Origin of the sequence: Novosphingobium humi (assembly GCF_028607105.1) — a bacterium.
Taxonomy (GTDB): Bacteria; Pseudomonadota; Alphaproteobacteria; order Sphingomonadales; family Sphingomonadaceae; genus Novosphingobium; species Novosphingobium humi.
Genome location: NZ_CP117417.1, coordinates 1,676,301 through 1,701,544 on the forward strand (window position 1 = coordinate 1,676,301; position 25,244 = coordinate 1,701,544).

General features: G+C 62.1%; 25 protein-coding genes. 2 read left to right on the plus strand and 23 right to left on the minus strand.

Annotation, left to right across the window (positions count from 1 at the left end):
• Positions 1-129: 129 nt before the first annotated feature.
• The 9 genes from PQ457_RS07820 to PQ457_RS07860 all read right to left on the minus strand — a co-directional run bounded on the left by PQ457_RS07820 (position 130) and on the right by PQ457_RS07860 (position 8,700).
• A complete protein-coding gene (locus tag PQ457_RS07820) occupies positions 130-315 on the minus strand; it encodes a hypothetical protein (protein ID WP_273619156.1) in 186 nt (61 codons plus the stop codon).
• Complete coding sequence (locus tag PQ457_RS07825; protein ID WP_273619157.1) at positions 312-1,091, minus strand: MBL fold metallo-hydrolase; 780 nt, start codon at positions 1,089-1,091, stop codon at positions 312-314. Before PQ457_RS07825 ends, PQ457_RS07820 begins: the two co-directional genes overlap by 4 nt.
• The gene (locus tag PQ457_RS07830; RefSeq protein WP_273619274.1) at positions 1,088-1,861 is read right to left on the minus strand and encodes a TatD family hydrolase; all 774 of its coding nucleotides are present in this window, start codon (positions 1,859-1,861) and stop codon (positions 1,088-1,090) included. Before PQ457_RS07830 ends, PQ457_RS07825 begins: the two co-directional genes overlap by 4 nt.
• Positions 1,861-3,414, minus strand: a complete 1,554-nt coding sequence (gene metG, locus PQ457_RS07835; RefSeq protein ID WP_273619158.1) for a methionine--tRNA ligase — start codon at positions 3,412-3,414, stop codon at positions 1,861-1,863. Before metG ends, PQ457_RS07830 begins: the two co-directional genes overlap by 1 nt.
• A gap of 88 nt (positions 3,415-3,502) precedes the next feature.
• Positions 3,503-4,453, minus strand: a complete 951-nt coding sequence (locus PQ457_RS07840) for an AAA family ATPase (protein WP_337958483.1) — start codon at positions 4,451-4,453, stop codon at positions 3,503-3,505.
• On the minus strand, positions 4,450-5,076 hold the full coding sequence (gene tmk / locus PQ457_RS07845; protein WP_273619276.1) for a dTMP kinase: 627 nt from the start codon (positions 5,074-5,076) through the stop codon (positions 4,450-4,452). Before tmk ends, PQ457_RS07840 begins: the two co-directional genes overlap by 4 nt.
• Positions 5,077-5,087: 11 nt before the next feature.
• A complete protein-coding gene (locus tag PQ457_RS07850; RefSeq protein WP_273619159.1) occupies positions 5,088-6,338 on the minus strand; it encodes a D-alanyl-D-alanine carboxypeptidase family protein in 1,251 nt (416 codons plus the stop codon).
• Between the two features lie 84 nt (positions 6,339-6,422).
• Positions 6,423-7,688 carry a septal ring lytic transglycosylase RlpA family protein gene (locus PQ457_RS07855; protein WP_273619160.1) on the minus strand — a complete coding sequence of 422 codons (1,266 nt, stop codon included), beginning with the start codon at positions 7,686-7,688 and terminating at the stop codon, positions 6,423-6,425.
• Entirely contained in the window at positions 7,672-8,700 is a 1,029-nt protein-coding gene (locus PQ457_RS07860; protein WP_420540976.1) for a lytic murein transglycosylase, read from the minus strand. Before PQ457_RS07860 ends, PQ457_RS07855 begins: the two co-directional genes overlap by 17 nt.
• A gap of 567 nt (positions 8,701-9,267) precedes the next feature.
• Between PQ457_RS07860 and PQ457_RS07865 the strand changes: the two genes are divergently transcribed.
• Positions 9,268-9,957, plus strand: a complete 690-nt coding sequence (locus PQ457_RS07865; RefSeq protein ID WP_273619161.1) for a hypothetical protein — start codon at positions 9,268-9,270, stop codon at positions 9,955-9,957.
• A gap of 367 nt (positions 9,958-10,324) precedes the next feature.
• Here PQ457_RS07865 and PQ457_RS07870 read toward each other — a convergent pair whose 3' ends face one another.
• The 13 genes from PQ457_RS07870 to PQ457_RS07930 form a co-directional block, all read right to left on the minus strand.
• On the minus strand, positions 10,325-12,262 hold the full coding sequence (locus tag PQ457_RS07870) for a hypothetical protein (protein WP_273619162.1): 1,938 nt from the start codon (positions 12,260-12,262) through the stop codon (positions 10,325-10,327).
• A 5-nt stretch (positions 12,263-12,267) separates the two neighbouring features.
• Positions 12,268-12,612, minus strand: a complete 345-nt coding sequence (locus PQ457_RS07875) for a hypothetical protein (protein WP_273619163.1) — start codon at positions 12,610-12,612, stop codon at positions 12,268-12,270.
• A gap of 1 nt (position 12,613) precedes the next feature.
• Positions 12,614-13,285, minus strand: coding sequence for a hypothetical protein (locus PQ457_RS07880; RefSeq protein ID WP_273619164.1), 672 nt, complete (start codon positions 13,283-13,285; stop codon positions 12,614-12,616).
• Positions 13,285-13,884 (minus strand): lysozyme, encoded by a 600-nt coding sequence (locus tag PQ457_RS07885; protein ID WP_273619165.1) that lies wholly within the window; start codon positions 13,882-13,884, stop codon positions 13,285-13,287. The genes PQ457_RS07880 and PQ457_RS07885 overlap by 1 nt, the downstream gene beginning before the upstream one ends.
• The gene (locus tag PQ457_RS07890) at positions 13,868-14,110 is read right to left on the minus strand and encodes a DUF7940 domain-containing protein (RefSeq protein ID WP_273619166.1); all 243 of its coding nucleotides are present in this window, start codon (positions 14,108-14,110) and stop codon (positions 13,868-13,870) included. Before PQ457_RS07890 ends, PQ457_RS07885 begins: the two co-directional genes overlap by 17 nt.
• Positions 14,097-14,330, minus strand: coding sequence for a hypothetical protein (locus PQ457_RS07895; RefSeq protein ID WP_273619167.1), 234 nt, complete (start codon positions 14,328-14,330; stop codon positions 14,097-14,099). The genes PQ457_RS07890 and PQ457_RS07895 overlap by 14 nt, the downstream gene beginning before the upstream one ends.
• Positions 14,331-14,400: 70 nt before the next feature.
• Positions 14,401-16,296 (minus strand): hypothetical protein, encoded by a 1,896-nt coding sequence (locus PQ457_RS07900; protein ID WP_273619168.1) that lies wholly within the window; start codon positions 16,294-16,296, stop codon positions 14,401-14,403.
• Positions 16,293-16,472, minus strand: coding sequence for a hypothetical protein (locus PQ457_RS07905; protein ID WP_273619169.1), 180 nt, complete (start codon positions 16,470-16,472; stop codon positions 16,293-16,295). Before PQ457_RS07905 ends, PQ457_RS07900 begins: the two co-directional genes overlap by 4 nt.
• Before the next feature lie 7 nt (positions 16,473-16,479).
• On the minus strand, positions 16,480-19,587 hold the full coding sequence (locus tag PQ457_RS07910; RefSeq protein ID WP_273619170.1) for a phage tail protein: 3,108 nt from the start codon (positions 19,585-19,587) through the stop codon (positions 16,480-16,482).
• The gene (locus PQ457_RS07915) at positions 19,584-20,051 is read right to left on the minus strand and encodes a DUF6950 family protein (protein ID WP_273619171.1); all 468 of its coding nucleotides are present in this window, start codon (positions 20,049-20,051) and stop codon (positions 19,584-19,586) included. Before PQ457_RS07915 ends, PQ457_RS07910 begins: the two co-directional genes overlap by 4 nt.
• Positions 20,048-20,686: a hypothetical protein gene (locus PQ457_RS07920; RefSeq protein ID WP_273619172.1), complete on the minus strand. Its 639-nt coding sequence runs from the start codon at positions 20,684-20,686 to the stop codon at positions 20,048-20,050. Before PQ457_RS07920 ends, PQ457_RS07915 begins: the two co-directional genes overlap by 4 nt.
• A gap of 3 nt (positions 20,687-20,689) precedes the next feature.
• Positions 20,690-21,295: a hypothetical protein gene (locus PQ457_RS07925; RefSeq protein WP_273619173.1), complete on the minus strand. Its 606-nt coding sequence runs from the start codon at positions 21,293-21,295 to the stop codon at positions 20,690-20,692.
• Positions 21,295-24,024: a phage tail length tape measure family protein gene (locus PQ457_RS07930; RefSeq protein WP_273619174.1), complete on the minus strand. Its 2,730-nt coding sequence runs from the start codon at positions 24,022-24,024 to the stop codon at positions 21,295-21,297. The genes PQ457_RS07925 and PQ457_RS07930 overlap by 1 nt, the downstream gene beginning before the upstream one ends.
• Before the next feature lie 245 nt (positions 24,025-24,269).
• On the opposite strand from PQ457_RS07930, the gene PQ457_RS07935 reads away from it, so the two are divergent.
• The gene (locus PQ457_RS07935) at positions 24,270-24,512 is read left to right on the plus strand and encodes a hypothetical protein (protein WP_273619175.1); all 243 of its coding nucleotides are present in this window, start codon (positions 24,270-24,272) and stop codon (positions 24,510-24,512) included.
• A 231-nt stretch (positions 24,513-24,743) separates the two neighbouring features.
• Here the strand turns inward: PQ457_RS07935 and PQ457_RS07940 are convergent, their stop codons facing one another.
• Positions 24,744-25,184: a hypothetical protein gene (locus PQ457_RS07940; protein ID WP_273619176.1), complete on the minus strand. Its 441-nt coding sequence runs from the start codon at positions 25,182-25,184 to the stop codon at positions 24,744-24,746.
• Positions 25,185-25,244 lie beyond the last annotated feature (60 nt).

Below are 25,244 nucleotides of genomic sequence, written 5' to 3' on the forward strand. Positions count from 1 at the left end.
TTGCATATTTACGGGGCGGAAAAAGCGCATTTCTGACGCTTATGGAATGCGCCGATAATGCCGATTATGTAAAAGGAGATCCGGGCGCGATCCGTTTATGCGCCTCTGTTCGCGCCGATTGCGCGGCGCCTAAAGCCCGAATTGTGCCGCCAGCAAGGCAATCAGGCCAAACGCCACCAGCCACAGCAGCGCCATGCCCAGTTTGCGCCCCGCACTCAGCCGATAGCTCGCAAGATTGCGCCACAACAGCATCAGCATCAAAGCCACCGCGATCAGCGCGACAATCTGGTCCACGCTGATCGCAGCCGGGTTCATGCCCTGATGACCATTCCGTCAAAGCCGACATCGACATGCGCTGGTATCTCACGGCTCAGTGTCGCGTAATCCATGCTCTTGTCCAGATGGATCAGCGCAACCTTTTTGGCCTTGGTCAGGCTGGCCAGTTCCAGCGCCATGGTCAGATTGGCATGGGTCGGATGGGCCTCGCGCCGGAGGCAATCGGTGATCAGCACGTCCGAGCCATAGAACAGCGATACCATCTCATCGGTAATCTCGCTGAAGTCTGTCGCGTAACTGATTGTCTTTCCGTCACAATCGAACCGAAATCCGGTGCTCTTGGCCGGGCCGTGCGGCATCACCGTCCAACCGATGCCAATCCCGGCGCACATCCGCAACTGGTTCAGCGTTTCGAGCTGAACGATGGTGTGATAGCCAAATTGTCCCGCAAAAACATAGCCAAAGCGCTGACGCAGCCGCCGTACGGTTTCATCCACGCCATAGCCGGGGATCGGACCACCACGACCATAGCGCAAAGGGCGCAGATCATCGATGCCATGGGCATGGTCGGCATGATCGTGGGTCCAGAAAACTGCGTCTATCTTATGGATATTATTGGCGATAAATTGCTGGCGCAGATCGGTGGACGTGTCCACCAGCAGCCGGGTTCCGGCGTCATTTTCGATGATGATCGAAGCGCGTGTGCGGCGGTTGCGCGGCTCTTGCGGGTCGCAATCGCCCCAATCCAGCCCGAATTCACCGCCAATGCGCGGCACGCCCGTCGAAGTGCCGCTGCCCAGAATGATCGCCTTCATGCCGCTTTTCCAAACAGCTTGCGGAAATTCGCCGTGGTTTGCGCGGCCAGTTCCTCAACGCCAACGCCCCGCAGGCCCGCCACAAAGCGCGCGGTGTCGGCGGTATAGGCAGGTTCGCAAGTCTTGCCCCGATGCGGCACCGGCGCCAGGAAAGGCGAATCCGTTTCCACCAACAGCCGATCCGCCGGAACTTCCGCCGCAAATGCCTGCAACTCGCGCGCGTTCTTAAAGGTCACAATGCCTGAAAGCGAGATGGTCAGCCCAAGTTCCACCATCCGCGCCCCAAATCCAGCCGAGGCAGTGAAGCAATGGATCAGCGCCGGAAAGGTCCCCTCTCCCATCTCTTCCTCGATGATGCGCGTGGTGTCCTCCTCGGCATCGCGAGTGTGAATGACCAGCGGCAGACCCGTTTCGCGCGACACGCGAATATGGGTGCGGAATAGGGCCTGCTGTACCGCGCGGTCGGAATGGTCGTAATAATAATCGAGGCCCGTTTCCCCAATCCCGATCACCTTGGGATGGCGCGTGGCCTCCAACAAAGCCCCCTCGCCCAGATCAGCATGTTCATCCGCCTCATGCGGATGGATGCCCACCGTGGCCCAGACATCGGGGTTGCGATCCGCCGTGGCGATCACCGCATCCCATTCGCTTTGCCGGGTCGAGATGTTGAGGAAACCGCCGATCCCGGCCGCGCGTGCACGGGCCAGAACCTCGTCCTGATCCTCGACCAACCCCTTGTAATTGAGGTGACAATGCGAATCGATCAGCATCATTCCTCCACGGGCAGTTCGAGACGGGGGAAAACGCCCACCGGCTGCGCCAAGGTAAATTGCCCGGCCAGCACGGCCAGCCAGTCGCCATTGTCCAGCGCCGCATAATCGCGCGCATCGGCGCCAATGCCCATCTGGTCCAGCAATTTGTCAATCGCCGTCGGCACCACCGGCCGCACCGCCAGCGCCAGATCGCGCACGCAGCGCAGCAGTGTCATCAACACCGCCTCCATCCGCGCCGGGTCGGTCTTGCGCAACGTCCACGGAGCCTGCTCATCGACATAGGCGTTGCAGGCAAAAACAGCGCGCATCCAGCCATCAAGGCCCGCGCTGAAATCATAATCGGCAAAGGACTTGCGCATTTCGGCAATGCCGGCGGCAACCGCATCACGCAGCGCAGCATCCGCCTCGGCAACCACGCAATCGGCCTTAAGAACTCCGCCCATATTCTTGAAAATCATGGACAATGTTCGCTGCGCCAGATTACCGAAACTGTTGGCCAGCTCGGCATTGCAGCGCGTAACAATCGCCTCGGCGCTATACGAACCATCATTCCCAAAGCTGACCTCGCGCATCAGGAAATAGCGCAGGCTGTCCACCCCGAACCTTTCGGCCAGTTCGAGCGGATCGACCACATTGCCAAGGCTTTTCGACATCTTCTCGCCGCGATGCAGCAGGAAGCCGTGGCCGAACACCTGACGCGGCAGCGCCAAATCCGCGCTCATCAGAAATGCGGGCCAATAGACGGTGTGGAAGCGGACAATATCCTTGCCGATCAAATGCACATCAGCTGGCCACCACTTGTCCATCTCCGGCGTCTTTTCCGGATAGCCAAGCCCCGTCAGATAGTTGGTGAGCGCATCGACCCACACATACATCACATGCCCCGGCGAACCCGGCACCGGCACACCCCAATCGAACGAGGTCCGGCTGATCGAGAGATCGCGCAGCCCCCCTTCGACAAAGCGGATCACTTCATTGCGACGGCTCTCGGGCTGAATGAATTCGGGATGGTCGCGATAGAGCGCCAACAGCTTATCGCCATAGGCCGAGAGGCGGAAGAACCAGCTTTCCTCCACCGTCCATTCCACCGGCGTGCCCTGCGGCGAGAGCTTTACCCCGTCCTCGCCCACGACCAGTTCGCTTTCGTCGTAGAACGCCTCGTCGCGTACCGAATACCAGCCTTCATAGCGGTCGAGATAAAGGTCGCCCTTATCCGCCATCGCCTGCCAGATCGCCTGGCTGGCGCGGTAATGGGCCTCATCGGTGGTGCGCTGAAACTTGTCATAGCTGATGTTGAGCGCATCGCACATCGCCTGAAAATGGGCCGACATTTCATCGCAGAGCGCGCGGGGGCTGATCCCCAGTTCGCGCGCCTTCTGGGCCATCTTCAGCCCGTGTTCGTCCGTACCGGTCTGAAACCGCACGTCGCGGCCCGAAGCGCGCTGGAAACGGGCGATGACATCGGCGGCAATCGCCTCATAGGCATGGCCGATATGCGGCTTGCCATTGGGATAGGCGATGGCGGTGGTAATATAGAATGGTTCGGCCATGAGCCTGCGGCACCTGCAATAAAAGAGATTTGCGCCTCTCTAGGCAAGCATCCGTCCGCTGCAAACCGCTTTTTTATCCATGTCCGAATTACCGCCCTGACGCCGAGGCCAGCAGCGCCCCCATCTCCATGGCCAGCATGGGCGGTTCATAATTGAAGATCGGCGCCTCGGCCCCCAAACGGACCAGAGCGGCATGGGCCTCGATCATGCGCGCCTGTCGCTCAGGGCTCGCCGCGCGCAGATTGTCGGCCAGCACGGCGCGCGCCAGTTCAAACGCGGCCTGTACCCGCGCCCTGCTGGGCCGCGCGCCCATCACCGTGGCCAAAGCGCCACGCAGCGCCAGATCGGGATCGCCCTCTGCCGCCAGCCTTTGCATCAGCGCATGGACGGGGGCCAGATCCTCCTCGACAAATTCCAACGCCACGCCGGGCGAGCCTTGCGCCGCGGCAATCGCGGCCGCGCGCGTGGCCGCATCGGTGTGCGGCGCGGCGCGGCTCAGCACCAGATCGACCTGTCCATCCTCAAGCGGGGCAAAGCGCAGGATGCGGCACCGCGAGCGGATCGTCGGCAACAGCCGCCCGATGCGATGCGCCACCAGCAGGAAATAGGTCCCCGCCGGCGGTTCCTCCAAGGATTTCAGCAGCGCATTGACCGCGTTCTTTTCCAGATCATCGGCCGTGTCCAGAATGACCACCCGCCGGTTGCCCAGTGTGGGCCGCGTGTTCAACCGGTGCTGCATCCGGCGGATCTCGTCGATGGGGATCGAACGCTTGCGGTTATAGTCCTCGCCCGCCTCGCGCTTTTTCTCGTCTTCCTTGGTGGCGGGCGGATATTCAGGAATCAGAATGTCGGGATGCGCCTCGACCGGAGGCTGGGCTACGCCCGGCTGCGCCACCAGCTCGGCCGCCGCGATCCGAGCAAAGCTGCCCTTGCCCACGCCATGCGGCCCGGCCAGAATCCACGCATGATGCATCCGCGCGCTGCCCAGCGCCGCGTGCCATTCGCGCCACGGCGCATCATGGCCCAGCAGGCGCGTCACAGCAGCGGGCCAATTGCCGACATCACCGCATCATGCACGACATAGACATCCTCGGCCCCGTCGATATGGACGAAACGCTCCGGTTCGGCCTCGGCAAAGCGTTCGAAGGCCGAGCCGACGCGGGCGTGATATTCCGCCGCGCGCCCGCCGATCCGGTCCGAGCCATCCGCATCGCGCGCCGCCAGCCTCGCTGATGACACATCAACCGGCACCTCGAACAGCAAGGTCAGGTCGGGCAGCAGCCCTTGGCTGCCGATGCGGTGGAGGGTGAGCACATCCTCGTCCGACAGACCGCCGCCGCCGCCTTGATAGGCGCGGCTGGAATCGATGAAGCGATCACAGATCACCCATGCCCCGCGCTCCAGTGCCGGGCGGATCAGCCGTTCGACATGATCGGCCCGCGCCGCGGCAAACAGCAGCGCCTCAGCCCGCGCGCCCCAGCCCTCACCCTCGGTGCCCAGCAGCAGCGCGCGGATTGCCTCCGCGCCCGGCGTGCCGCCCGGTTCGCGCGTCAGCACCACCTCATAACCGCCCGACTGCAGCGCTTCGGCCAACAATTTGCTCTGGGTCGATTTGCCAACGCCTTCGCCGCCTTCCAGCGCGATGAAGCGCCCGGCCCGAATTTGCCGCCCCATCAGGAAATCAACCTTGCAAAACCAAACTTTACCCGATCCATGACCCCGCCTTTTTCCACCTCTTGCGCCGCCGTCAACGGCAAACGCACAGGCGCGGCTCCCCCAAGCCGCACTTCCAGTTCGCCCACCGGCGTCCCCTTGGCAATGGGCGCGACCAGCGGTCCGTTATAAATCACCCGCAAACTGGCCGGAGCCGAAGCCCCCGCCGGCATGGTGGCAAACATATCGCGCGGCGCGATCAGATCGACCGAGCCCACCGTGCCCCCCTGCACCTGCGCGCTTGCCAGCTTGGTTCCGGCGGCCACCAGCGGCTTGTCCTCCCATGCGGAAAAGCCCCATTCGAGCAAAGCCTTGGCCGCCGCCGTGCGTTCGCGCGGGGTGGGCACACCGGCCAGCACCATCAGCAGCCGCCGGCCGTTGCGCTGGGCCGAACCGAGGAAATTGTAGTGTGCCTCGCCGGTATAGCCGGTCTTGATCCCGTCCGCGCCGGGCACCACGCCCAGCGTGGGGTCGTGGTTGGGCTGGGTTATGCCGTTCCATGTCATGCCGGGCCGGCCCACAAAGCGCCGGTAGTAATCGGGATGGCGGGTCAGCATCGCGCTGGCCAGTTTCACCATATCATTGGCCGAGACATAGGTGTTGCCCTTGTCCATCCACCCATTGGGCGTGCCGAAATGGCTGTGCGTCATGCCAAGGCTGCGGGCGGTAGCATTCATCTTCTCGACCCAGCCCGCCACGCTGCCCCCGGCCCCTTCGGCCAGAACCACCGCGCCGTCATTGGCCGAAACATTCATGATGCCCATCAACAGATCATGCACCGTCGGCTTGCTGCCCTCGGACAGGAACATGCGGCTGCCCTTGGAATGCCATTCGCGCCATGCCTCGCGGCTGACGGTAAAGGTCTGATCCTCGCGCAACTCGCCCTTGGCCAGCATTTCAAAGGCAACAAAGGCGGTCATGGTCTTCGTGACCGAGGCGGGCAGGAAGGGCGTGTCGGCATTATGCGCATAAAGCGTGCGCCCGGAGCCCAGATCATAAAGCAAAGCCACCGGCGCCGCCCCCACCTCGGGCGGCGGCAAGGGATCGTCAGCCCGCGCGGCCAGCGCCACATTGGCCGCATTCGATGTGGGCGCAGGCAGAGGCGGGGCCAGCGGCACAACCACCTGACCCGAATTCACCCCGCCATGCGCAGCCAGCGCCGCCAGCCCCGCGACCGAAACCGTAACGCCCGCAATCAGCAGCTTTTTCATTCGAGAAATTTTCAAACCCGTTCCCGCAATCTGTCCGGCCCTCTCCGTTTTGAGATGAGAACCGCCAGTCGCGGGCAACGACCATTAATCCCCGCGCTGGATTCGCGCTTCGGTATAACCAGCCGCTTTGGCTTTAGCCAGCGCGGCGTCGGCGGCCGGGCGCGAAGGGTAAGCGTTTGAGCGCACACGCCAGAGTGCGCCGCCCCCCACGATCCGCGCCCCTGCGGCGCGGGCCAGCGACTGGGCGCGGCTTTTTTCCGAAAAAGCGCCATATTGCACCACGAAACCACCCGCAGCCGGGGCGGGCGCGGCATTGACGCGGGCCTCCAGAGCGATAGGGGCGGCAGGCCTGGGTTTGGCCGCCGGTTTGGCCATGGCGAGGGGCTTGGCGGAGGTTGGCGGTTTGACCGCAGGCCGGGCCGGAACAAAGGTCTGAGCCGGTTGACCCGGCGGTGCATAGCCCAGTTCGGAGGGCGTTTTGACCGGGGCAAGCGCGGTAAAGCGCGGCGTGGCATAGGACGCCCCCGTAACGGGCGGCGCGACAGGCTGGCGCGGCGTGGGGGCCACGGGCATGGGCGTGATGGCGGCCCGAACCGGCTTTGCCGCAACCGGCACCATCGGCGCTGCAGCCGCCAGTCTGGAGGCCGGTTTGGCGGCGGTCGCGTCATCATCATCGTCGCGCGCCGCGCCCACCAGCACGCTGGTGGCCAGCGAGGCGCCCGCATGATTGGCATTGGGGTCGGTGGCCAGACGGCGTTGCAGCACCGCCAGCAAAGGCTTGGGCGTGGGCATCCGTTCGGGCGCGTTCATCCCGGCGCGCAGCAGGGCGCGCTCATTTTCCAGCGGATTGACGCGGCGCACCCGCACCGGCGCCTGACCGTCAGCGCTTGCCCCCAATTGCGCCAGCGCGGCGGGCGACAGTTCGATCGTATGCGTGCTGTCCATCGGGCCGCGCCGCTCGACCCGCACCAGAATCGTGCGGCCATTGGTCAGCGAGGTCACCTCGACATAGGAAGGCAGCGGCAACGTGTGATGAGCGGCCGAAACGCCGGTCGACGGGCCGCCCACGGAAGCATAGCCCACTGCATCGTAATTCATCGCATTGGCGGGCGAAAACACCGTATCGCCCACCCTGTACGGTTCGCCCAGCACCACCGGATAGTCGGCCGCCGGACCTGATACCGCGCGCGGCGTGTCGGGCATGGCGGGCGCGGGGGGCAATTTGCCGCCGCCCGAAACGAAGGGGATCTTCAGCCCCGCATGGGCAGGCATCCCCACCCCCAGCGCAGCCCCCGAAACGGCCAGTCCCAGCATCAGGCGCGCTACTCGACGTTCAACGGGCAATCTCATTGGCCAGCAATCCCACACTCAAGGCGTAATAGTTCGAGCAGTTATAATCGAGGATAACCCGATAATTACCGGTTAAGAGGAAAGCAGGTTTTCCGGCGCCATCCGGCTCAATCAGCGTAGTGAGTTCGGAATCCCTGATATTTCCCTCCGCAATGACCCCTAATGCGCGCCATTCGGCCACGGTTTTCCATTGGCTCATGCGGGCATGGACGCGCGGACAAACTGGCGAATCGAGTCGCGAGGCGACACCGGCACGGTTAAAACCATCGGGCACCGTCGCCGGTACACCCCATGGCACCCCCGGTTTCCACCCCGCATCGCGGAAATAGGCGCCGATCGAGGAAAGCGTATCGACCCGGCTGGTCCAAATGTCGGCAAAGCCGTCGCCGTCGCCGTCCTGCGCGATCCGCAGATAGACCGAGGGCAGGAATTGCGGGTTGCCAAAGGCCCCTGCCCAACTGCCCCGCAGCCGGTCGCGCGGGACGCCCCGGTCCACCATCTTGAGCAGCGCGATGAATTCGGCGGCAAACAATTCGCGCCGCCGCCCCTCATAGGCCAGCGTGGCCAGCGATCCGGCCAGATCGAACCCGCCCTTGGCCGCGCCATAATCGGTTTCCGCGCCCCAGATCGCCAGCAGGATCGGCAAGGGCACGCCATAGCGGGCCTCGATCCGGGCCGCCTCGCCCGCCACATTGTTATAGGCCGCACGCCCCCGCGCAATGCGCGCGGCATCGACATGCTTGATCCGATAGGGCGCATAGGCGGGCGGCGTGGTGGTCGTGCTGGCGCCGGGCTGGCTGCGGTCCAACTGGATCACGCGGGGATTATAGGTCAGCCCGGTCGTCATCGCCTGAATGGTCGCCTCGCTGACCCCCTCGCCCCGCGCCCGCGCGGCCAGCAATTGCAGATAAGCGTCAAAACCGGCCTGATTTGCGTCCTCCTGCGCCCGCAGGCGGGAGGACGGCATCATCGTGGCCGCCATCCCCAAAGCCAGAGAAAACAAGGCAGTCATGCAGCGGTGGCGCGTGGGGCGGATCGTCATGCGGCCGCTTATGGCACAGGCATCCGCGCAAAAAAACCCGCCAGCCCTTGCGCTTGGCCGGGAATCGGGGCTATGCGCCGCATCACAAGGACAGGTGGCCGAGTGGTTTAAGGCAGCGGTCTTGAAAACCCGCTTGCGAATCGGGCCCCAAGCCCCAGAACCGCAGGTTTCCGCCACAAATCGGGCGCGCAAGTTGCGTTGTTCACGCCTTGTTCTGCGTGGCGCGATGGCATGAAAGTCGGCACAGTTGTTCGCGCCAAAGATCGACCCCTTGCGCCCCGCCGCACTCTCTGTTTGACCGCTATATTATGTCGTGGGCTGGGACATTTCAGCCGTTCAAGTTGAGGCTTATAAACGACAGCTTCCGTCAGTAGGGGGCGTGCTCGCCCGGCCGGACCCGCCGCCAGATGTAGTCGTGTCTCGCTATTGGCTGTCGAGCGACAGACTGGCAAATAGCCGTTAGGTCCAAATTGCTCGGCGAGTCTGCAAGGGGGCATTCGTCGTGGACAGCAACGCGCTATCGAGGAATTCACCAATATGATCATCTATCACGTTGTTCGGCGTCAATGGTATCGCCCAGGCATTGTCGTGGACACTAATAATGTAAACTGGGGTAATTCTCTCGGCCTGAATTCAAATAATACTATGGCAGCGATGGAAATAGTTAGATTATACAAAAAAGGAAAAACATCTCTGGAATCTATAGTTGAATTGGCGATTGATGCATTTAATAGCAAATTGAATGGTTTAGAATGTTATAAAAAACACAAATCATCGTATGATACTGCACTGAATTTATATGATGTCGAGCGTTTTGTTAAAACCTGTGCGAGATACAACCAGAAGTTCCGAAATTCTAATGATGGATTAAGAGTGAGAGAAGTTTTATTTGAGGATATTCGCAAAAATTTCGCTCCACAGGCCCATTCTCGACTTAAAAGTGCATTTGGTTTTGATAATATCGATGATGCTAATTTGTATCTTCAAGAATGCAAAATTAATGGCGACAGTGATCGGAAAAATTCTATAATTTGCACTTTGGAAATAGGAACTGATGCTTCCACAAGCATACATTGTGGGTCATTTATTGACGATGTAGAAAACCATTCCACCTACTTTGAATCTGAAGCCCTTTTAAGGGCCTATTGGGCTGGAGATGCATCGCAAACGGGACCAAAGGAAATTCTAATCTCTGGAACATTTGAGTATGGCGACCAGCTGGGCTAGGCGTTCCGTTAATACATCATCTTTTATTCACTCGTAAGCACGACAGGAGCACCTGTAGTACCTTTCATGTACAGCTTGAAAAACTGGCGCGGGCATTGCGGCCGGGGCACTATCACGTCTGCAGCCATTCTCTGGATTGCGAATGGCAAGTTTAACAGCGATGGCGGTCATCTAAGCCTTAACCCCGGAACGTCTTGAATTGGTCGAGGGCTGCCGCTCCCACTGCAAATTGGCATGACCGCCCTCAGTCAATTTCCACCCTCACAACGACGCCGAATTTGCCAACGCTGCCACGACCGTTTGAATTTATTCTCGTTGGAAGTGCAAAGAGCGCGGCGATCATTGAGCATAATAATCGCCGCGCCGATCATACGGTCGGATCCGCCACCACCTTGACCGCGCCGGTTGGATACACCTTGACCGTGTGCGATCCGGTGCGCGCGGCGGTGGACCGGAAAATCAGGCGCGTCTTGATGCTGGGCTGCGTACCCGAAAGCTGGACGGTCGGCGTGAGAAGCGAAAGCGTCATGGCCTCGGCAGGCAGACCCACCGCCTTACCCTGCGCGGTGGCATCGCATTCCAGCATGACGGCCTTGTCGCTGTTGTTTTCCGACAGATAGGCCGAGACGGACGAAAACACGCCCGAGGCATCAATGGCGATGTCTTGTTGGAACTGCACCCAACTGGTCTGCCCCGCCGCGCCGGGGCCATTGGTGAAGGAATTGAACTGTACCGTCACCATGTCCGAATTGCCGGTATTGGTATATTCGAAGCACTGGATGAACTGGCCGACAGCCGCGCCATTCGACCCGCTGCCGGGTTCGAGATAGCATTTGACGTTGGCCGTGGCCGAGCCGGTGATGGTCAGGCCGGTCACTACGCCTGCAACCGCCGAGCCCGATGCCTGCGAACCCAGCGCCTTGGTTGTCAGCGCGCCCGATACAGTGCCCGCCTGCGCCGTCCAGGTCGCCCCATTGTATGCCGTGGAGGCAGCATTGTTCGCCTTCCAGAAGTTGCCGGTGTCGGCAACCTTACCGTCGAGAATAGCTTTGATCTGCTTGGCCACCTTATAAGCGCCACCCTGGGCAATATGGTTGGCGTCATACATCAGGTTCGCATCGGCAAAGTTGGTGCCCGCCACATAGCTGGCATTGTCGGCCGCCTCATCCCCGGTCGCGTTTGTGATCAGGGCTTCAAACAGCGAGATGCGGAACAGCGTGGTCCCATACCCCGACCAACTCGGCATATTGGCGCGCAGATAGGCGTTGTAATCGCTCGTCCGCTGGCGGGCCGCCGATGATGATCCGGCATAGCCGACAGAGGTTGTCGGGTTGCAGTCCAGTACGATGATGATGTTCCCGGCCTGCCAATTGGCATGGGCCTGCAATGCATCGACGATGACCTTGGTCTGGTCGCCCGCCGTGGCGCCGGCCACGCCGTTGATGATCGAGTTGAGCGCGCCATTGATCAGCACCACACGCGGCGGCTTGGGCAGCGTCATCAGCGCGTTGACGCGGTTGATCAGACCCATGGTGCCGTTTTGCTCGGTCAGATAGTCGCCGCTGATCGACTGGTTGGCCCCGCGATAGTTCTGCATCAGGACGTTGCTGGCCGTGGCCGATCCGCCCGAAGACGATGTGACCGCGCCGTTGGTGAAGGTGCCCGAGACATTCTTGAGCGTCAGGTTGCCCGCGCCTGCCGAATAGTTGATCGAGGCGATGGTGCCGGTGAAGCCGTTGGCGGTCTGGGTGACGGTATCGCCCTTGTTGAACGTGCCGGTCCCGCTGGCGATGTTCATGGTGGCGTATTGAAAGCCCCACCATTTTTCATAACGAAGATAGGGGCAGATGGCCTCAAGCCACGCCTCGATTCCGCTGACGTTGGTTTTGATCAACGGCAAGGCGGCCGAGGTGGCGCCACCGGTGATCCCGTTCTGGCCGTAGCTGTGGGCCAAGACGCCCAGAGCGAAGCCATTGGGCAAATTGACCGCTCCCCCGCCACCGCCGGTGCCGCCCTGCCCCGTACAGGTCAGCGTCCAAGGCAATACGCAGCCATCGGCACCGGTCGCAGTCCCCGTTATGCTTTGTGATGCCCCGGCGGCCAACGCCACCGCAGCGGCAAAGCTGCTGCCCGAGAGCGACAGGTTCGAACTGCCGCCCGTCTTGGCATAGGTGATCGGTTTGGCCAGCCCGAAATCCGGCAGCGTCCCGAGCGCACCAGAATTGAGCGGGACAATCGCGCTGACGGTCTGCGCGCGCACCTGGTTGGGCCGCGCCCCTGCCGCGAACCCCAGAACAAAGCTCATCTGGATTACCCCCGGAATTCGATGGAGACAGTGGTGTCAGCAGCGGCGATCAATTGCGCGGCCGCCAGAGCGCTTGCCCCGGTCAAGGGCCACGATTGGCCCGATCCGACAGGCTGGCCGACCGTGGCGGTGGGCGCGTTGCCATCGCAGCGATAACGGATCGAGCCGGTTTCAGGGGTGATGAAGGCCATAGTGGCCCAATCGGGCACGGCCGCGCCGATCAGTTGGGCCAGCGTCTTGGCCGCAGCCGAAACGGTGACCTGATAATAGGCCGGGGCTTTCAGCCCGAACGAGACGTCATATCCCTTGGGCACATATCCGGCGGGCGCGGTGGCGGTCAAATCGGGCATCTTACTGTCCTTCCTTGGGTTTCGGTGTTTCGGGGGTGGCGGGGTTAACCGCCGCCCAGCCGCTGGCGATCAGCGCGGCGAGGAATTCGCGCAGCTGGTCGAGCGTGCGGGTATTGTCGGCAAAGCCTTCGAGGTCGGCGCGGGGGATGGCCACCATTTCGGGTGATAGGTCTGCCCCACCGCCACCTGGGGCACGATGATCGGTTCCGGGCAGACCGGAGCCCCCACCTGCGTTGCCGGGGGCGGCGTCCGTGCGCAGGCAGACAGGCACACGATGAGTGTCAGCATAGGCAGCAACAGCGGCGCGGATCTGAGCCCGCGAAGAATTCGTCTTTGCATCGGTTTCCTCCGCAAGAGTGCGGCTCGCGGCCGCAGGGGCGTGATTGATGGCGATCTGGGCGGCGCGCGCCGCGCCCTCGGCCTTGACCCGGTCAGCCAACATGGCGCGGGCCTTGGCGGCGGCCGGACGCGCGCCCTCGATGTCGAGCAGCGTAAAGCGGAACGGGCCGACTTTGGGCGCGATGAACAGGCCGTTGAGTTGGACCGTCTGCCAGCCCAACAGCACAAGCGCGATCGCGGCGACCAGCCGCCAGACGTCGGACAGGAGCCAAGCGCCGCCGCGCCGCCAGCCCTGCCAAGCCTTGAAGGCGGCCCACCAGCTAAAGGGCTCCATCAGGCATCCCTCAGGCAAATCGCCTGCTCCCTTTTGCGGCGCGCGACGATGCCGGGCACCACGCGACCGCCCGCCTTGTTGAACCACGTCAGCGCATCGCAGGCTCCGCGGATCTGGCCCGCATTGATCCGGGCGCGCATGGTGCTGGCGCAATAGGTCTGCCACCCCACATTGTGGGCGAGGCTGAGCGCGGCATACCGCACATTATCCCGGCGCGGGATCGTGAGCGCGAGGCCCGGCGAGCAGGCCATCACGCGCGCCGCATCCGCCGTCAGGCGCGTGATCAGCATCGAGGCGCATTGCTCCTCGGTAAACTCGCGGCCGACCTTAATCCCTTCGCCCGTCAGGCCGTCGCAGGCCGTGGCCACGCCCACCATATCGAGGTAGACTCGCAGATATTGCTTGCCGCTGATATGCGTGATCGTGGCGGTCCCGGCTTGAGGCGAGACGGTGACCGCCACCTTGCGCCCGCTCTCTTCCTTGGGGATCTCGGTCAACACCAATTGCGTGGTAGCCGGGCCGATCAGCGCCAGCAGGGCCGCTACCATGACGACGATCCCGCCCTTCTTCGGCGCGGCATTTTCAGGCTGCGTTGCCATTGGATTTTCCCCTCTGTTTCAGAATGCGCGCCAGCGTCGGCGCGGCGAAAGTGATGATGCCGACCAGCGAACCGGCCAGCGGGCGCCAGCGCTCGGGCACATAGGCGACCAGATTGGTCAGGATCTGGGGCTGGGCCACAACAGCGCCCGCCGCCGCGCCCGCCACCATGGCCATGCGTACCGACCACCAGCGCCACCAAAGGCGCGCATCTTCAACCAACGTCATCGGGCTTCTCCCCACGCGATTGGCGAAGGCGTTCGACCAGACGCTGCACCGTGGGCTTTTCCCAGACCGTCAGCAGCACCACGATCAGCGCGGCCAGTTTCGTAATCAGATCGAGGTGATCCACGGCCGTCGCGATCAGGGCGGCCAACAGGGCAAGGATGGTGTCCCACGCGCGCCCTGTCGGCGCGGCAAGGGAGGCAAGCGGCGAGAAGTCAGCCATGATGGCGCGTTTCCTTTGGGCATAAAAAAGCCGCCTCGCGGGCGGCTGGTGGGCGATTGTCAGGCGGGGATCAGATCGATACGCCGTCGATAGTCAGCGGGCTGTTGTTGGCACGCGATCCGCTGCTGTCATTGCCGATCGCGCCAGGGGCATAGACACCTGTTCCGCCGGGGATCGTCGATCCGTTTGGCGCGGTCCCGCCGCTGTAATAGCTGCGCGCGGCGGGCGCGGTCCATATCGAGCCGCGATTGCGGGTAGGATAGCCGACAAGGTAAAGCGCATGGGTGGCATAGCATTCCGCGTGGACAGAGCCGAAGCCCTTGGCGTCGATGATGAGATTATCGACACACGCCCCGCCAGACAGAACAATGTCGGCCCGGAACGGCAGCAGCCCGCCGCCCGAACCATTACCGCCCACCGGCCAGGTGTCGCCCGTGTCCTGAAACTGCATCCCCATGAAGCTGTGATTGTTGCCCTTGATGACCAGATTGGAGCCGCAGCTTTCCTGAAACAGCGCGCCGTCGAAAGTGCAGCCTTGCCCCTCGACCAGCATGTTGCAGCACCGCTCCTGCGAGGCGTTGGCCGTGGTCGATCCGGTGCCGTTGTAAGAGGCCTTGAGCCCGGTGAAGGTACTGTTGGCCCCGCCCGCGCCGATATGGATGCCCGCATTCAGGAAATTCTGTGTCTGAACGCCGTTGATGGTGGTGTCGTAGGAATCATAGAGGAAACCCTCGCCCCAGCCACCGGTCAGGTTGATGTTGTTGACCTGGCCGGCGCCGCGCCCGCGCAGTCGAAATGCGGTGCTGCTGGCCTCCCAAACCTCGATGTTGGTAAAGCGGATGAAAGGGTCAATCTGGGTCAGAACCGTCGAGCCGATCCCCGCATTCCAATAGAAACATTCCGAGGCCGGGCCGCTTTGATAATACCGCGCGCCATGCAGGCCGATGCCATCAATGATCGGGAAATCGTCGGTACGCATCGCGGCGGGCGAGGCATAGGTCTTGTTGGCCAGCAACGGGTTTGTCGTGCCGTCAGGCTTGCGCACCAGCGCGCAGATGCGGCCCTGCGCCGCGCCGACCAGCGCCGCGCGCGATTGATAGACCTGCGGCCCCGTCAAATACCATCCGGGCGGCAGCATAACCACGCCCCCGAAATCAACCGCACCGCGCGGAGCCGATGCCGCCAGCGCAGCGGCAAGCCCGGCGCTGTCGTCAGTGCCCCAAAGCATCCCGTTCGACCGGCTGACGGATGCCGCCGCGGCCAAGGTGACCTGGTGGGGGTTCTGATAGCTTTGAACGGTGGTGGCCAAGACGGAACCGGATGGCCCCGCGTTGGTCAGATAGACCAGCTTGCCCACATCGGCCGGTGTGAACAGGCCCGATGCGCTGGTGATGACCGCGCTGCCGGCCGTCGAAACAGCATCGGATATTTCGCAGCAATCCCCTTTGCAGTTGTATGGCGGCAGCTTGGGGTTGATCACACCACCCGACAGGAAATTGCCCAGCGTGGACAGCGCAAAGCGGCGATCCTGCCCGCCGCCTGCGCTGGTCAGGCAGGGCAGCAATTCGTCACCCAAGAGCGCGCTGACCGTGGCCAGATCGCGGGTACGTCCTTGGGCAAACAAAGCGGGGGCGAAGCGCTTGGGCGGCTGCCCGGCGCCCTTGCGTCCCACCAGTTCGAAATCGGCCCCAAGGTCGCCCGCGCCGCCTGCCGGAAGATCCTCGATCTGGCTATTCAGATCGGGCATGGCCGCAATCACCGCCATCAGTTTGGCAACGGAGGGCACAAGGATAGTGGAGCCGTCGAACATGGTAAGCGGGAAATAGCCATCCCCGTTTGGTCCGCCGGTGGCCGATCCGCGCATGGCGGCCGACCATTCCGCCCGCGATGCGTTGAGATAGGTGATGTAATCCATCATCGCCGCAGCAGCCTGCGCCGGGGTGGTCGTTTCGGGCAGGCCGGTCATTGCGATGGCTCCTTTGCCACCAGAACGCCGTCAACGACTTTGAAGTCCTTACCGTAATCGAGGCGAAACTCTGCCACCTCAACGAAAGGCGCATTATCTGCGTTGATGTTTTCCAAAGAACCCTGGACGGTATAAAGGATCTCTCCGGAAGCCGGATCGTAAATTACAGCAACCATTGCGACCTCATTGAGTGTTGGGGAAACCTTGGATCACGTAGTTCTGGGAAATCACGCGAACGGCGGGATTTCCCGACCAGATCATTTGAATGGTGACCGTTCCCGCTTCGCAATATTTTGAACCAACAGCGCTGAGTACGTCACCGGGATAAGTGCCAGACCCCACCCAGACCTGAGTGCCATTGATGTAAAGGGTGAAAGTCCATCCGCGCGGAACAACAGAGAACCCCTGACTCAATGAACCCGTTACGACAACATAGCCCGCCACGGGCATAACGATGCTGGTGGACATCACCGTTTGATCGCTGTCATTGCCGTTGAATACGGTCGTTGAAGACAGGAGTTTCGGGACAATCGCCGTATTCACTTTGAGCGTGTCCACCTCGACGGCGCTCATTTTAACCCGCCCGCCTTCGGCCCGGAATATGGAGGTGCCGGTAATCGGGTTGAGCAGGATGAAGCTGTCAAAGCTGAAGACCAGACTGCCCACGCTACCGTCATTGGTGGCCTCATAGCCCACCACATGACCCGAGGCATTCAACTGAAACACGGCCTTTGCGGTTGCCCCGCCGCTGGGGTCCAGCACGATCGAACGCAGCTCGGTGATGCTGGCAGAGGTTGCCGCATTGGCGGCATTCATGCTGGTGATGATGGTGGCCAGTGTCTCCCCTGTGGTGCTGGCCTGCACGCTGTCGAAATTCAGAATGAAGGCGCTGCTCGATGCGTTCCTCGCGCCGATCAGCGATATGGTCTGCGCCAACGCCGCTTCGGCCTCGATGCGTTCGGATCGCTCCTGCACGATCACCGTGTTGACGGCCACGCCATCGACGAAGAGCTTGCCGTCCACATAGTCGCGAAGCTGCTGGGTATTGTATTGATAGGCCATCAGCGTGTTGGCATTGAACGCAACATCGGCCGCCAGCGTCTTGATCCGGGTGGAAACCTGATAGACGGGTTCCACCCCGCCGCCATGCATATCCCCTGCCCCGGATGCGCCGGTGATGATGATACCCAGCTGGTGGCGCGCCGGATGACCATCGCTCATGGCCGCCGTGGCAAGGTCGGGGGTGGCATGCACTTCGACGGCCCCACCCGACCGGTCGGCATCGTCGTAGTAGAGGTAATAGGTGGTGTTGAACGCAAGGCCGGTGATCGGCGCCACGCCCGAAATGTAGACCTCTCGATCAGGATAGACCCGAGTATGATCGGTGATCGACACCAGGACGCTGCTTCCCGCATCGTGGGCCGTGGCAAGGTTTTCCGAGGGGCTGGTGTAGGATGAGGCAATCAACTGGCGCAGATAGCCAGCCGGATAGAGCTTGCCCGCCGCGACCGGGCCAAGGATCCCCCGATTGCCCCAAACGCCCCGAATGCGATACCGCACCGATACCTCATAGATGGTTTCGGGCGTGACAGAGGTGATTTCGTGATGGGTGGCCGCGGGGTTCACCGTTGCCGAGGCGATCCATCCATCCTCACCGCCCGCGCCAGAGACATAGGGGCGATAGTCAAACTGCACCGCCTCGGCATTGGTGATGCTGACCGCGCCGGCGATGACCAGCGCGGGAATGCCCGCGCCATTGTCGGCCAGCGTGGTGCCGTTCACCGTCCATTCGCCCGCCGGATCGGTCGGCGGCAGGTCGTAATTGAGGCTGGCCATGGGCGGAGCAACACCTGTCTTGCCCAAGGCGAAATCATGCTTTGCGTCCGTTTCGCCGCGCACCGTGTAGGTGATGGAGCCGGTGTTGGGATCGATCTGGCGCCCGGTGATCATCACCTTGATGGACCAGCCCTCTTGCGGCTGAAAGGTGACGCAATCGCCGATGGCATAGTTCATCCATGCGGGCTTGAGCGGGATCGTTCCCGGACCGGCCTCGCGCGCATCGCATATGTCATAGGCGGCCAGCTGCGCGACCTGATGCACGTCCTGCACCAACGGGTAGGAGATTTCCTTGGTCCGCTCGCCGCCGTCCAGGGCGACATAATCGGGCACCTGGACAAGCTGCGCGCTGACCATTTCCCAATCGTGGGCCTCAGACCGATATTGCGGGATGATGCCATTGGGACGGTTGCGGCGCTTTTGGGTGCCCGAAAACGTGCATTTGCCGATGATGTCGGCATGGGTGATCGTGGCCAGCGAGACGCGCGGCGCGCGGTTGATCGCGGTGATGATCCCGCCCGGTTGCGCGGGCTGCGCGCCGCCGGCCTGCAGCATCGCTTTCAGGCTGTTCCAAGGGGTGTCGGGCCGCGTGTAAACCTGACCGCCCAGCTTCCACCCGCGCGCATCATTGAGGTTGGCCCCCTCGACAAAGCTGGCCACATTGATGCGGCTGATCGGCGCGCCTAGGCCCGCAACGCGCACCCCGTTTTGCCAACGGCCAAGACACCAGGTCAGCGCGTGAAGATGCGGATCCTCGCTGTAAACATAGGTCGATTCGTCGAGCGCGCGGCAAGGCCCGGAGCCGCCCGGATAGGTGCTGTCCAGCCGGGGATCATAGACCAGCACACCCTCGATCAGCCACGCGGGCGACGGAATCGCGGTCAGCGTGTTGCTGTCCTTGGAATTGTACCAAAAGACGTTGAACACGCTGGCCAGCCCGGACAGCTTGTGTTCGCTGGTCCACCCGGCGAATCCTTCGGTCTGGCCGGGGGCATAGGCCTCGGGGCAAAGGCCGAGCGTGCGCTGTTCCCAGATATAGCCGCGATAGCCGTTTGCCGCCTCGGCCACCCCATCAGAGCTGAGGGGAGGACGAACCATCCACGTCATCGTGGTCTTGTTCATGTAGCTGGCTTCGTAGGCGTGGACGGGGCCGATCGAAAGGACCGTGACCAACGCCTGAAAGGCGTTGTTCGACCCGCGCAGCAGCTTTGCCACGATATTGCCGGACACCAACGTTCGGCCCATCACATAGGGCAGCCCGGCATAGGGGTCGGCTTTCCACTTCGTTTGGCTGCCGCCCGAGGATGGCGAAGGATCTTTGATCGAACTGGCGATCGCGCCCATCAGCATCGCATTGGCGGCAAAAGCCACGCCCAACAGGCTGGGCCCGGCCACAACCGCCGCCACCGCCGAAATCGCGCCGATGATTTGCGCAGCGCCCTTGAGAACCTTCATTTCGCGTTACCCTTCGGTTCCACTCTCCATGCGGCCACCATTTCAAGCGGCTGCATCACAACCGCGCCTTCGGGTGCCTCGGGGTGCCAGCCGAGCACCCGGCCATTGCCCATCGCGATCGTCAGCGTGGCAAGGCGCTGTGAACCGGCTACGCCCTCGGGCTCGCTGGGCATCTGGACGATATCGCCCACCAGCGCGGCGGCGGGCGCGATGCGGTCGAACCCCATCGCGTCAAGAGCATCGACCATCGTGGCCAGCCCCAGCTTGTCCAGCATAGCCTCGGCCGATTTGACGGTGCGATAGGAGCGGGCCGCGGGCAATTTGATGCTGTGGCCCAGACGCCGCAGATGAGAGGCGGCAAGGCGCGCGCAATCCGCTTCGCCCAGACGAAAGGCGCGCGCCTTCCATTCGTCCAGCGTGGCCTGAGCCGCGCGGGCGCGCAGGATCAAAGAATGTTCGGTCATGTGCGGTTAAACGTCTCGGCAATGCCCGGCACATTCGACCGGGTATAAACTACGGAATTATCGACGGACTGCCCCCAGGCGAGGATGACCTCGACATCGGTGCAGTGATCGAGGCCCTTTTCGCCGGGCCATACAGACTGATGGAAGGCGCTGGACAGGCGGCGGCCTTCCTCGATCTGGAAAAACCGCTCGGCCACGCTGACCACCCGGTATTCAAGGCGCAGATCATTCTCACCCCAAGCGATGGTCGGCACGTCCAGCTCGCCCACGAAAACCTGATAGGGCAAGGCAACGGGCTGACCGCTCGCAAGGTTCACCACCCCGATCATCACCTGGACTTCGCAGCCTTGAACCGCTGGATCGACCAAAGCATCCAGCGCCAAATCGCTGGCCGGGATCAGGCCGATGGTCAGCGTGGGCGCATCGTTGCCGATTGCTTCTTCAAGCCCCTCAATCGTGTCGAGAACCCCATAGACATCATCGCGCCCCTGATAGAGTTCGCCGCCGATTGTCAGCGCGCCGGCACCATCGAGGAGGCGAATGGGATGACCGGGCAAATCGATTCGGACGGCGCCGAACAGCAATACCCGCTCGCCCGCCAAAGCGGCGGCCATGGCCGGTGACAATTGCGTCATGGCTTATTCGCTTTCTGCGATCGTGATGGTGCCAAAGTCGTGATACGGCGCGGTCAGGCGGGTCCAGGCCAATTCGTTGCCGTTGATGCTGCCCTGAATGATGGGATCGGTCATTTCGCAAATATCGCCATTGGCGGGACTGCGGCGGATCATGGGGTAGATCGGAACGGCGGCGCGCCCGGTGCTGCCCACCGTGACATCGGCCCCCGCAAAATAGAGATAGCGGCGGCCCGATGCGACAAGCGGCACCGCCTGCCCTTCGCGAATGACGTAGCCCGGCGTCAGACCGCGCAGGTTGATGGCAAAGCCGGTCTGGCCCGCGCCGTCCACCACCGGCATGCCCGGATTGCCAATGTCCAGACCATCCTGCCGGAAGGCGACCAGCGCGCCGAAAATCTTGGCCTGCACCAGCCGCGAAGACCATATGCGCCCATAAGGCTCGGTTTCCTGCAGCGGGATGGTGATTTCCAAAGCCCAGCGCGAGCCGAGGCGCATGATATCCTGGACGGGGCCGCCCATGAAGGGTTTGAGCTGGCCCCCAAAGTCCACGAAATGGACCTTGTCCACCTTCACCCCACGGTCACGCGGCAGCATGATTGGTGTCGGCATCAGGTGATCCTCTGTTCATCGCGGCGTGCCAGCTGGCGCCTCGTTTCAATCGGAGCCGCCGCCGCTGCGGCCTGCGCGTGGCGGGCCGAAGTCTCGATGGTCCATTGCATCAGTTCAGCGGTCGTTATGGCCCCCGGCATATGGTATTGCGGGGCGGAAATGATGACGGCGCGAGTGGACAGTGAAGCCGCTGATGGGATCCGTGGATAGGCAAGCCCCGTCAGCGATGCCGCCGACAAAAGGCCACCATCGGCAAACTTTGGAAAGGTGCCCTTGTTCATCGCGTCGATCATTGGCCAGTAATTCCTGACCGCCCGCGCGTTCACGATCCCTTCGTCATTCGACACCGCGATGGGGCGCTGCCCATCGACCAGCGCGAGGATGCTGTCACTGGTGCCCGTGCCCGGCCCAGAAATCATCCCGTTCGACAGGCGAACCCCGCCCGCATAGCCAGGCAGGCCGCCAGCCGCAAAGCCGAGAAGGCTGCCCTGCGCGCGCCCTGGCACCTTGCCGCCCGAAGAAAGCCCACCGCCAAACACCTTCACAAATGCCTGCTGGATCGCAATGCGGGCCAGATCGGCAATGATGCTTGCCGCCATGGATTTGAACGCCTGTGCGGCGCTTTGTGTCCCGGAAATAATCCCAACAAAGCCATCTTCGAGCCCTTTCAGACCCGTCACTTCGACCGATTGCAGCGATGCGTTGATATCGGCGGTGTTCTTTTTCAGGTCATTGCGCCATTGCTCGACCGGCGAGGCATATTGCTTTTTGGTCTGCTCGGTTTTCAGGTCATAGGTCTGGTTGACCTTGCCGATTTCGGCCATGCCCTGTTCGCCGGTCAACTGGCCATCGGTGACCTTTTTATCGACCGCAAGGATTGCCTGCTTTCGCTCATTTTCGAGGATCTGCAGGGCAAGCGCGCGGCGTTCGGCGGTGGTCAACGCAAGCGCCGATTGGGCCTGCAGCATTTGCGTTTCGAGCGTCAGCGCCGCGCGCTGCGTCTCGATCCAGCGATCTGCCACCTCCCGCTTGATGCGTTCGTCGATCTGGGCTTTCTTGGCCTCGGCCACCTCGCCTTGCTTATACTGCAAGGCATCGATCTGCGCGCGCGACCACTTCTCGCGGCGGCCCTGCTCTTCTGTCGCGGCGCGCTCACGATCGCGGGCGGCATCAACCGCGGCCTTATCGAGGCGCCCCAGCTCTTCCAGATCGGTGACATTCTGGCGCGCCAGATTGGCAAGGTCGGTCACGGTGCGCGCGATGGCATCATCATAGGCCGCGCCGGATTTCATTTCCGCTTCGGCCTCGCGCGCGGAGGTGTCCTTTTTCTTTTTCGGCTTTTCCTTGGCCGCTTCTGCCGACTTTTCCAGCGCGCTCAATTGCGCATCGTATTCCTCTTTGCTGATGCTGCCACGGACGTAATCGCCCTGCAGCCTCTCGCGTTCCCGATCAAAGCGCGCCTGCTGGGCAGACTGAGGGCTGGCACCTTCCTTGGCGCGGGCCTGAATTTGAATAGCCTCGGCGCGCCTCACATCGGCCTGGGCGTTCAGTTCGGCTTGCTGGGCATCGAACAGCTTTGTCCGCGCTTCCTCGACTTTCCTGTCAGCGTTCTGGACCGCGCTGTCGCGCGCCGCCCGGCCTGCCTCGCCGTTGGCCGGGAGGTCATTAGCGGCCTTCTGCTCGGCCAATGCCGACCGCAATTCGCGTCGGGCCGATTCAACCTGATTCGCAAGGTTGCCCTGGCTCTCTTTGGCTTCGTTGAGTTTTTCCTGATTAAGCTGGCGGCGCGTTTTCAGCTGGCGGTCCAGTTCGTCGGCGAGTTTGCGCTCGCGGGCAATCGCACCGTCCAGAGTACGGTCGAAAATCGCCTGTGCCTGATCGGCAATGCGGGTGCTTTCCGCCTGCTCTTTCAGCTTCTTTGCCGCGTCGCCCACCTTGTCATTGAAAATCTCAAGGTTTCCGAGCAGCGGCACGATCGCAACCGCCGCCGTCGAGAGCGCCATCCCCCATGGCCCGGAAAGGAAGCTGATCAGCTTGTTCCCCTCGCCGCCCATCATCTGAAACGCGCCGATGATTTGGCCAAACTGCTGGCTGAACACCATCATGGGCGGCATGCCGCCTGCCAAAGACGTGGCCACGTCCGACACCTGAAACGACAGGTCGCGCATGGCATTGCGGGTTGCCCCGCTCACCTCGGCGGTCTGGCGCTGGGCGGCATTATGGCGGCCCATGGCGCGCTCCATGGCCTCAAGCACCCCAGCCTGTGTACGCAGCGCTGCCGCCTCCTGATCCGCCTTGGCCGCTGCCAGTTCGGACGCGACGGCCACCTGGCGCAAGGTCAGCGTTTCACGCTCATTGGCCCCCTGCGCTGCCGCCGCGCCTGCCGCCTGCTCGCGATAGGTGGCGGCCAGGCGCTCTTGCGCTGCGGCAGCTTCAAGCGTTTTGGCCGAAGTCATGCCCCCGAGGGGATCGAAATCGACACCTGTGGCTGTAGCATTCTGCGCTGCTCGGTTCCACGCCTGCACCTGCTGAGACAGATTGCGGCCAAGCTGGGCCCCGGCATCCTCGCCAGTTATGCCGAGTGAATCCCGTACTTTTTGCTGAATACCTTCCAGCAGTTCTTCGGTCGTCTTGCTGAAATCGGTCAGATCGGCCGCGCCGGAACGCAAAGCCGTCTTGAGCTTATCCGTCTGGCCGCTGACGACGAGGACAAGGGGTTTAACGGCCAAGGGCTTTGCTCCAATAAAAAACCCCGCCGGTCAGGGCGGGATCATTGTGGGTGTCGAAAATTGGTGGGAAGGGGCGCTTCCGGGCTGTCATGTACGAAGGACGGCTATCGGCCCTCCCGCGTGACAGTCACTGCGGCATGAAAGTCAGGGGGAGCGGACGTTATGCTCCCGGCGCTTTTGTCGAGCGATTTACCCCAAAAATCCACCAGCCAACTGCAACAACGTACACTGCCGCAGGGAGCATCATGCCCCTGCACCAATCGTTGGATGTGTCTAGCGCGGACATGTACCTTGGGAAGGCCAAGATCAGAGCAGGCAGGAGTAACAAGGTACATGCAGCGAAGGCCAATGCTGCATACCTGCTTGGCAAATTCTCGATGATGCTGAGTGACAATACACAAATGACGGCACTTGGCATTGCAAATGGCGTCATCAAAAGTGTCAGGCTGGGAATCATTGCAACATCAGGCAAGCGAAAATGCCCATGAATCGCAATGGCGCGATCACCTCGCACCAGAACGTTACCGATGCAACTGTACGCAAATGCACCCAACAAAGCACACCAAAGGCTTCGCCCTAGAACAGTCAGGCCATGATGCAATCGAGGCTGCATTCGGAAGAAGTATATTGCAAGCTGTACGTCCGCAATGGCACCGTGTCCGGAAAGGCGCTTGTCGGCGAAATATGGTGGATTGCGGACCTTGACGTCGCCTCGACGTTCAGCCTTTTGGCGTGCTAGACATCACGCGCGGTGGACCGACGCTCACTACATCTACGCAGTGATTGAGCGTGGTAAGCGACCAATGCTCAAGCGGTCCTGGATATTCATCGTCGGCGAATGTGGTCGCGGAGACATACCGAAAGAATGCTGAGTTGGAACGCCGCTCAAGCATCTTTCCTCGGGGTAGCTCGTCACCCTCGGCTTTCCAGAAGCTCTCGTTTCTGACTGCGTAGGCCACATAGTTGTCCCAACGTAGCTCGAAAGACCGGCTCTCATCGGTTACAAGAATTGGCCGACCTTCACCCAAGTCGATACCGTCTATGTCAATCTGAGTCGGCTCACCGAGGAGGCCTTCCACCACTACGATCCGCAACTGGTTTTCGGATGGTTCGCCAATATCAGTGAGGTAGAGGTTGAGCAGACCGTCGGGAAACTCCATTGAACACCTTCAAGCGAGTTGTAGGGAAGCACTGTTAGCTGAGTTCCCGCAATGGCCGCA

Bases quoted from the DNA above. Each gene is read 5' to 3' on its own strand.
- PQ457_RS07820 (WP_273619156.1), bottom strand. From the start codon at position 315: ATGAACCCGGCTGCGATCAGCGTGGACCAGATTGTCGCGCTGATCGCG.
- PQ457_RS07825 (WP_273619157.1), bottom strand. From the start codon at position 1,091: ATGAAGGCGATCATTCTGGGCAGCGGCACTTCGACGGGCGTGCCGCGC.
- PQ457_RS07830 (WP_273619274.1), bottom strand. From the start codon at position 1,861: ATGCTGATCGATTCGCATTGTCACCTCAATTACAAGGGGTTGGTCGAG.
- metG (WP_273619158.1), bottom strand. From the start codon at position 3,414: ATGGCCGAACCATTCTATATTACCACCGCCATCGCCTATCCCAATGGC.
- PQ457_RS07850 (WP_273619159.1), bottom strand. From the start codon at position 6,338: ATGAAAAAGCTGCTGATTGCGGGCGTTACGGTTTCGGTCGCGGGGCTG.
- PQ457_RS07855 (WP_273619160.1), bottom strand. From the start codon at position 7,688: ATGAGATTGCCCGTTGAACGTCGAGTAGCGCGCCTGATGCTGGGACTG.
- PQ457_RS07860 (WP_420540976.1), bottom strand. From the start codon at position 8,700: ATGACTGCCTTGTTTTCTCTGGCTTTGGGGATGGCGGCCACGATGATG.
- PQ457_RS07865 (WP_273619161.1), top strand. From the start codon at position 9,268: ATGATCATCTATCACGTTGTTCGGCGTCAATGGTATCGCCCAGGCATT.
- PQ457_RS07870 (WP_273619162.1), bottom strand. From the start codon at position 12,262: ATGAGCTTTGTTCTGGGGTTCGCGGCAGGGGCGCGGCCCAACCAGGTG.
- PQ457_RS07875 (WP_273619163.1), bottom strand. From the start codon at position 12,612: ATGCCCGATTTGACCGCCACCGCGCCCGCCGGATATGTGCCCAAGGGA.
- PQ457_RS07880 (WP_273619164.1), bottom strand. From the start codon at position 13,285: ATGGAGCCCTTTAGCTGGTGGGCCGCCTTCAAGGCTTGGCAGGGCTGG.
- PQ457_RS07885 (WP_273619165.1), bottom strand. From the start codon at position 13,884: ATGGCAACGCAGCCTGAAAATGCCGCGCCGAAGAAGGGCGGGATCGTC.
- PQ457_RS07890 (WP_273619166.1), bottom strand. From the start codon at position 14,110: ATGACGTTGGTTGAAGATGCGCGCCTTTGGTGGCGCTGGTGGTCGGTA.
- PQ457_RS07895 (WP_273619167.1), bottom strand. From the start codon at position 14,330: ATGGCTGACTTCTCGCCGCTTGCCTCCCTTGCCGCGCCGACAGGGCGC.
- PQ457_RS07900 (WP_273619168.1), bottom strand. From the start codon at position 16,296: ATGACCGGCCTGCCCGAAACGACCACCCCGGCGCAGGCTGCTGCGGCG.
- PQ457_RS07905 (WP_273619169.1), bottom strand. From the start codon at position 16,472: ATGGTTGCTGTAATTTACGATCCGGCTTCCGGAGAGATCCTTTATACC.
- PQ457_RS07910 (WP_273619170.1), bottom strand. From the start codon at position 19,587: ATGAAGGTTCTCAAGGGCGCTGCGCAAATCATCGGCGCGATTTCGGCG.
- PQ457_RS07915 (WP_273619171.1), bottom strand. From the start codon at position 20,051: ATGACCGAACATTCTTTGATCCTGCGCGCCCGCGCGGCTCAGGCCACG.
- PQ457_RS07920 (WP_273619172.1), bottom strand. From the start codon at position 20,686: ATGACGCAATTGTCACCGGCCATGGCCGCCGCTTTGGCGGGCGAGCGG.
- PQ457_RS07925 (WP_273619173.1), bottom strand. From the start codon at position 21,295: ATGCCGACACCAATCATGCTGCCGCGTGACCGTGGGGTGAAGGTGGAC.
- PQ457_RS07935 (WP_273619175.1), top strand. From the start codon at position 24,270: ATGCCCCTGCACCAATCGTTGGATGTGTCTAGCGCGGACATGTACCTT.
- PQ457_RS07940 (WP_273619176.1), bottom strand. From the start codon at position 25,184: ATGGAGTTTCCCGACGGTCTGCTCAACCTCTACCTCACTGATATTGGC.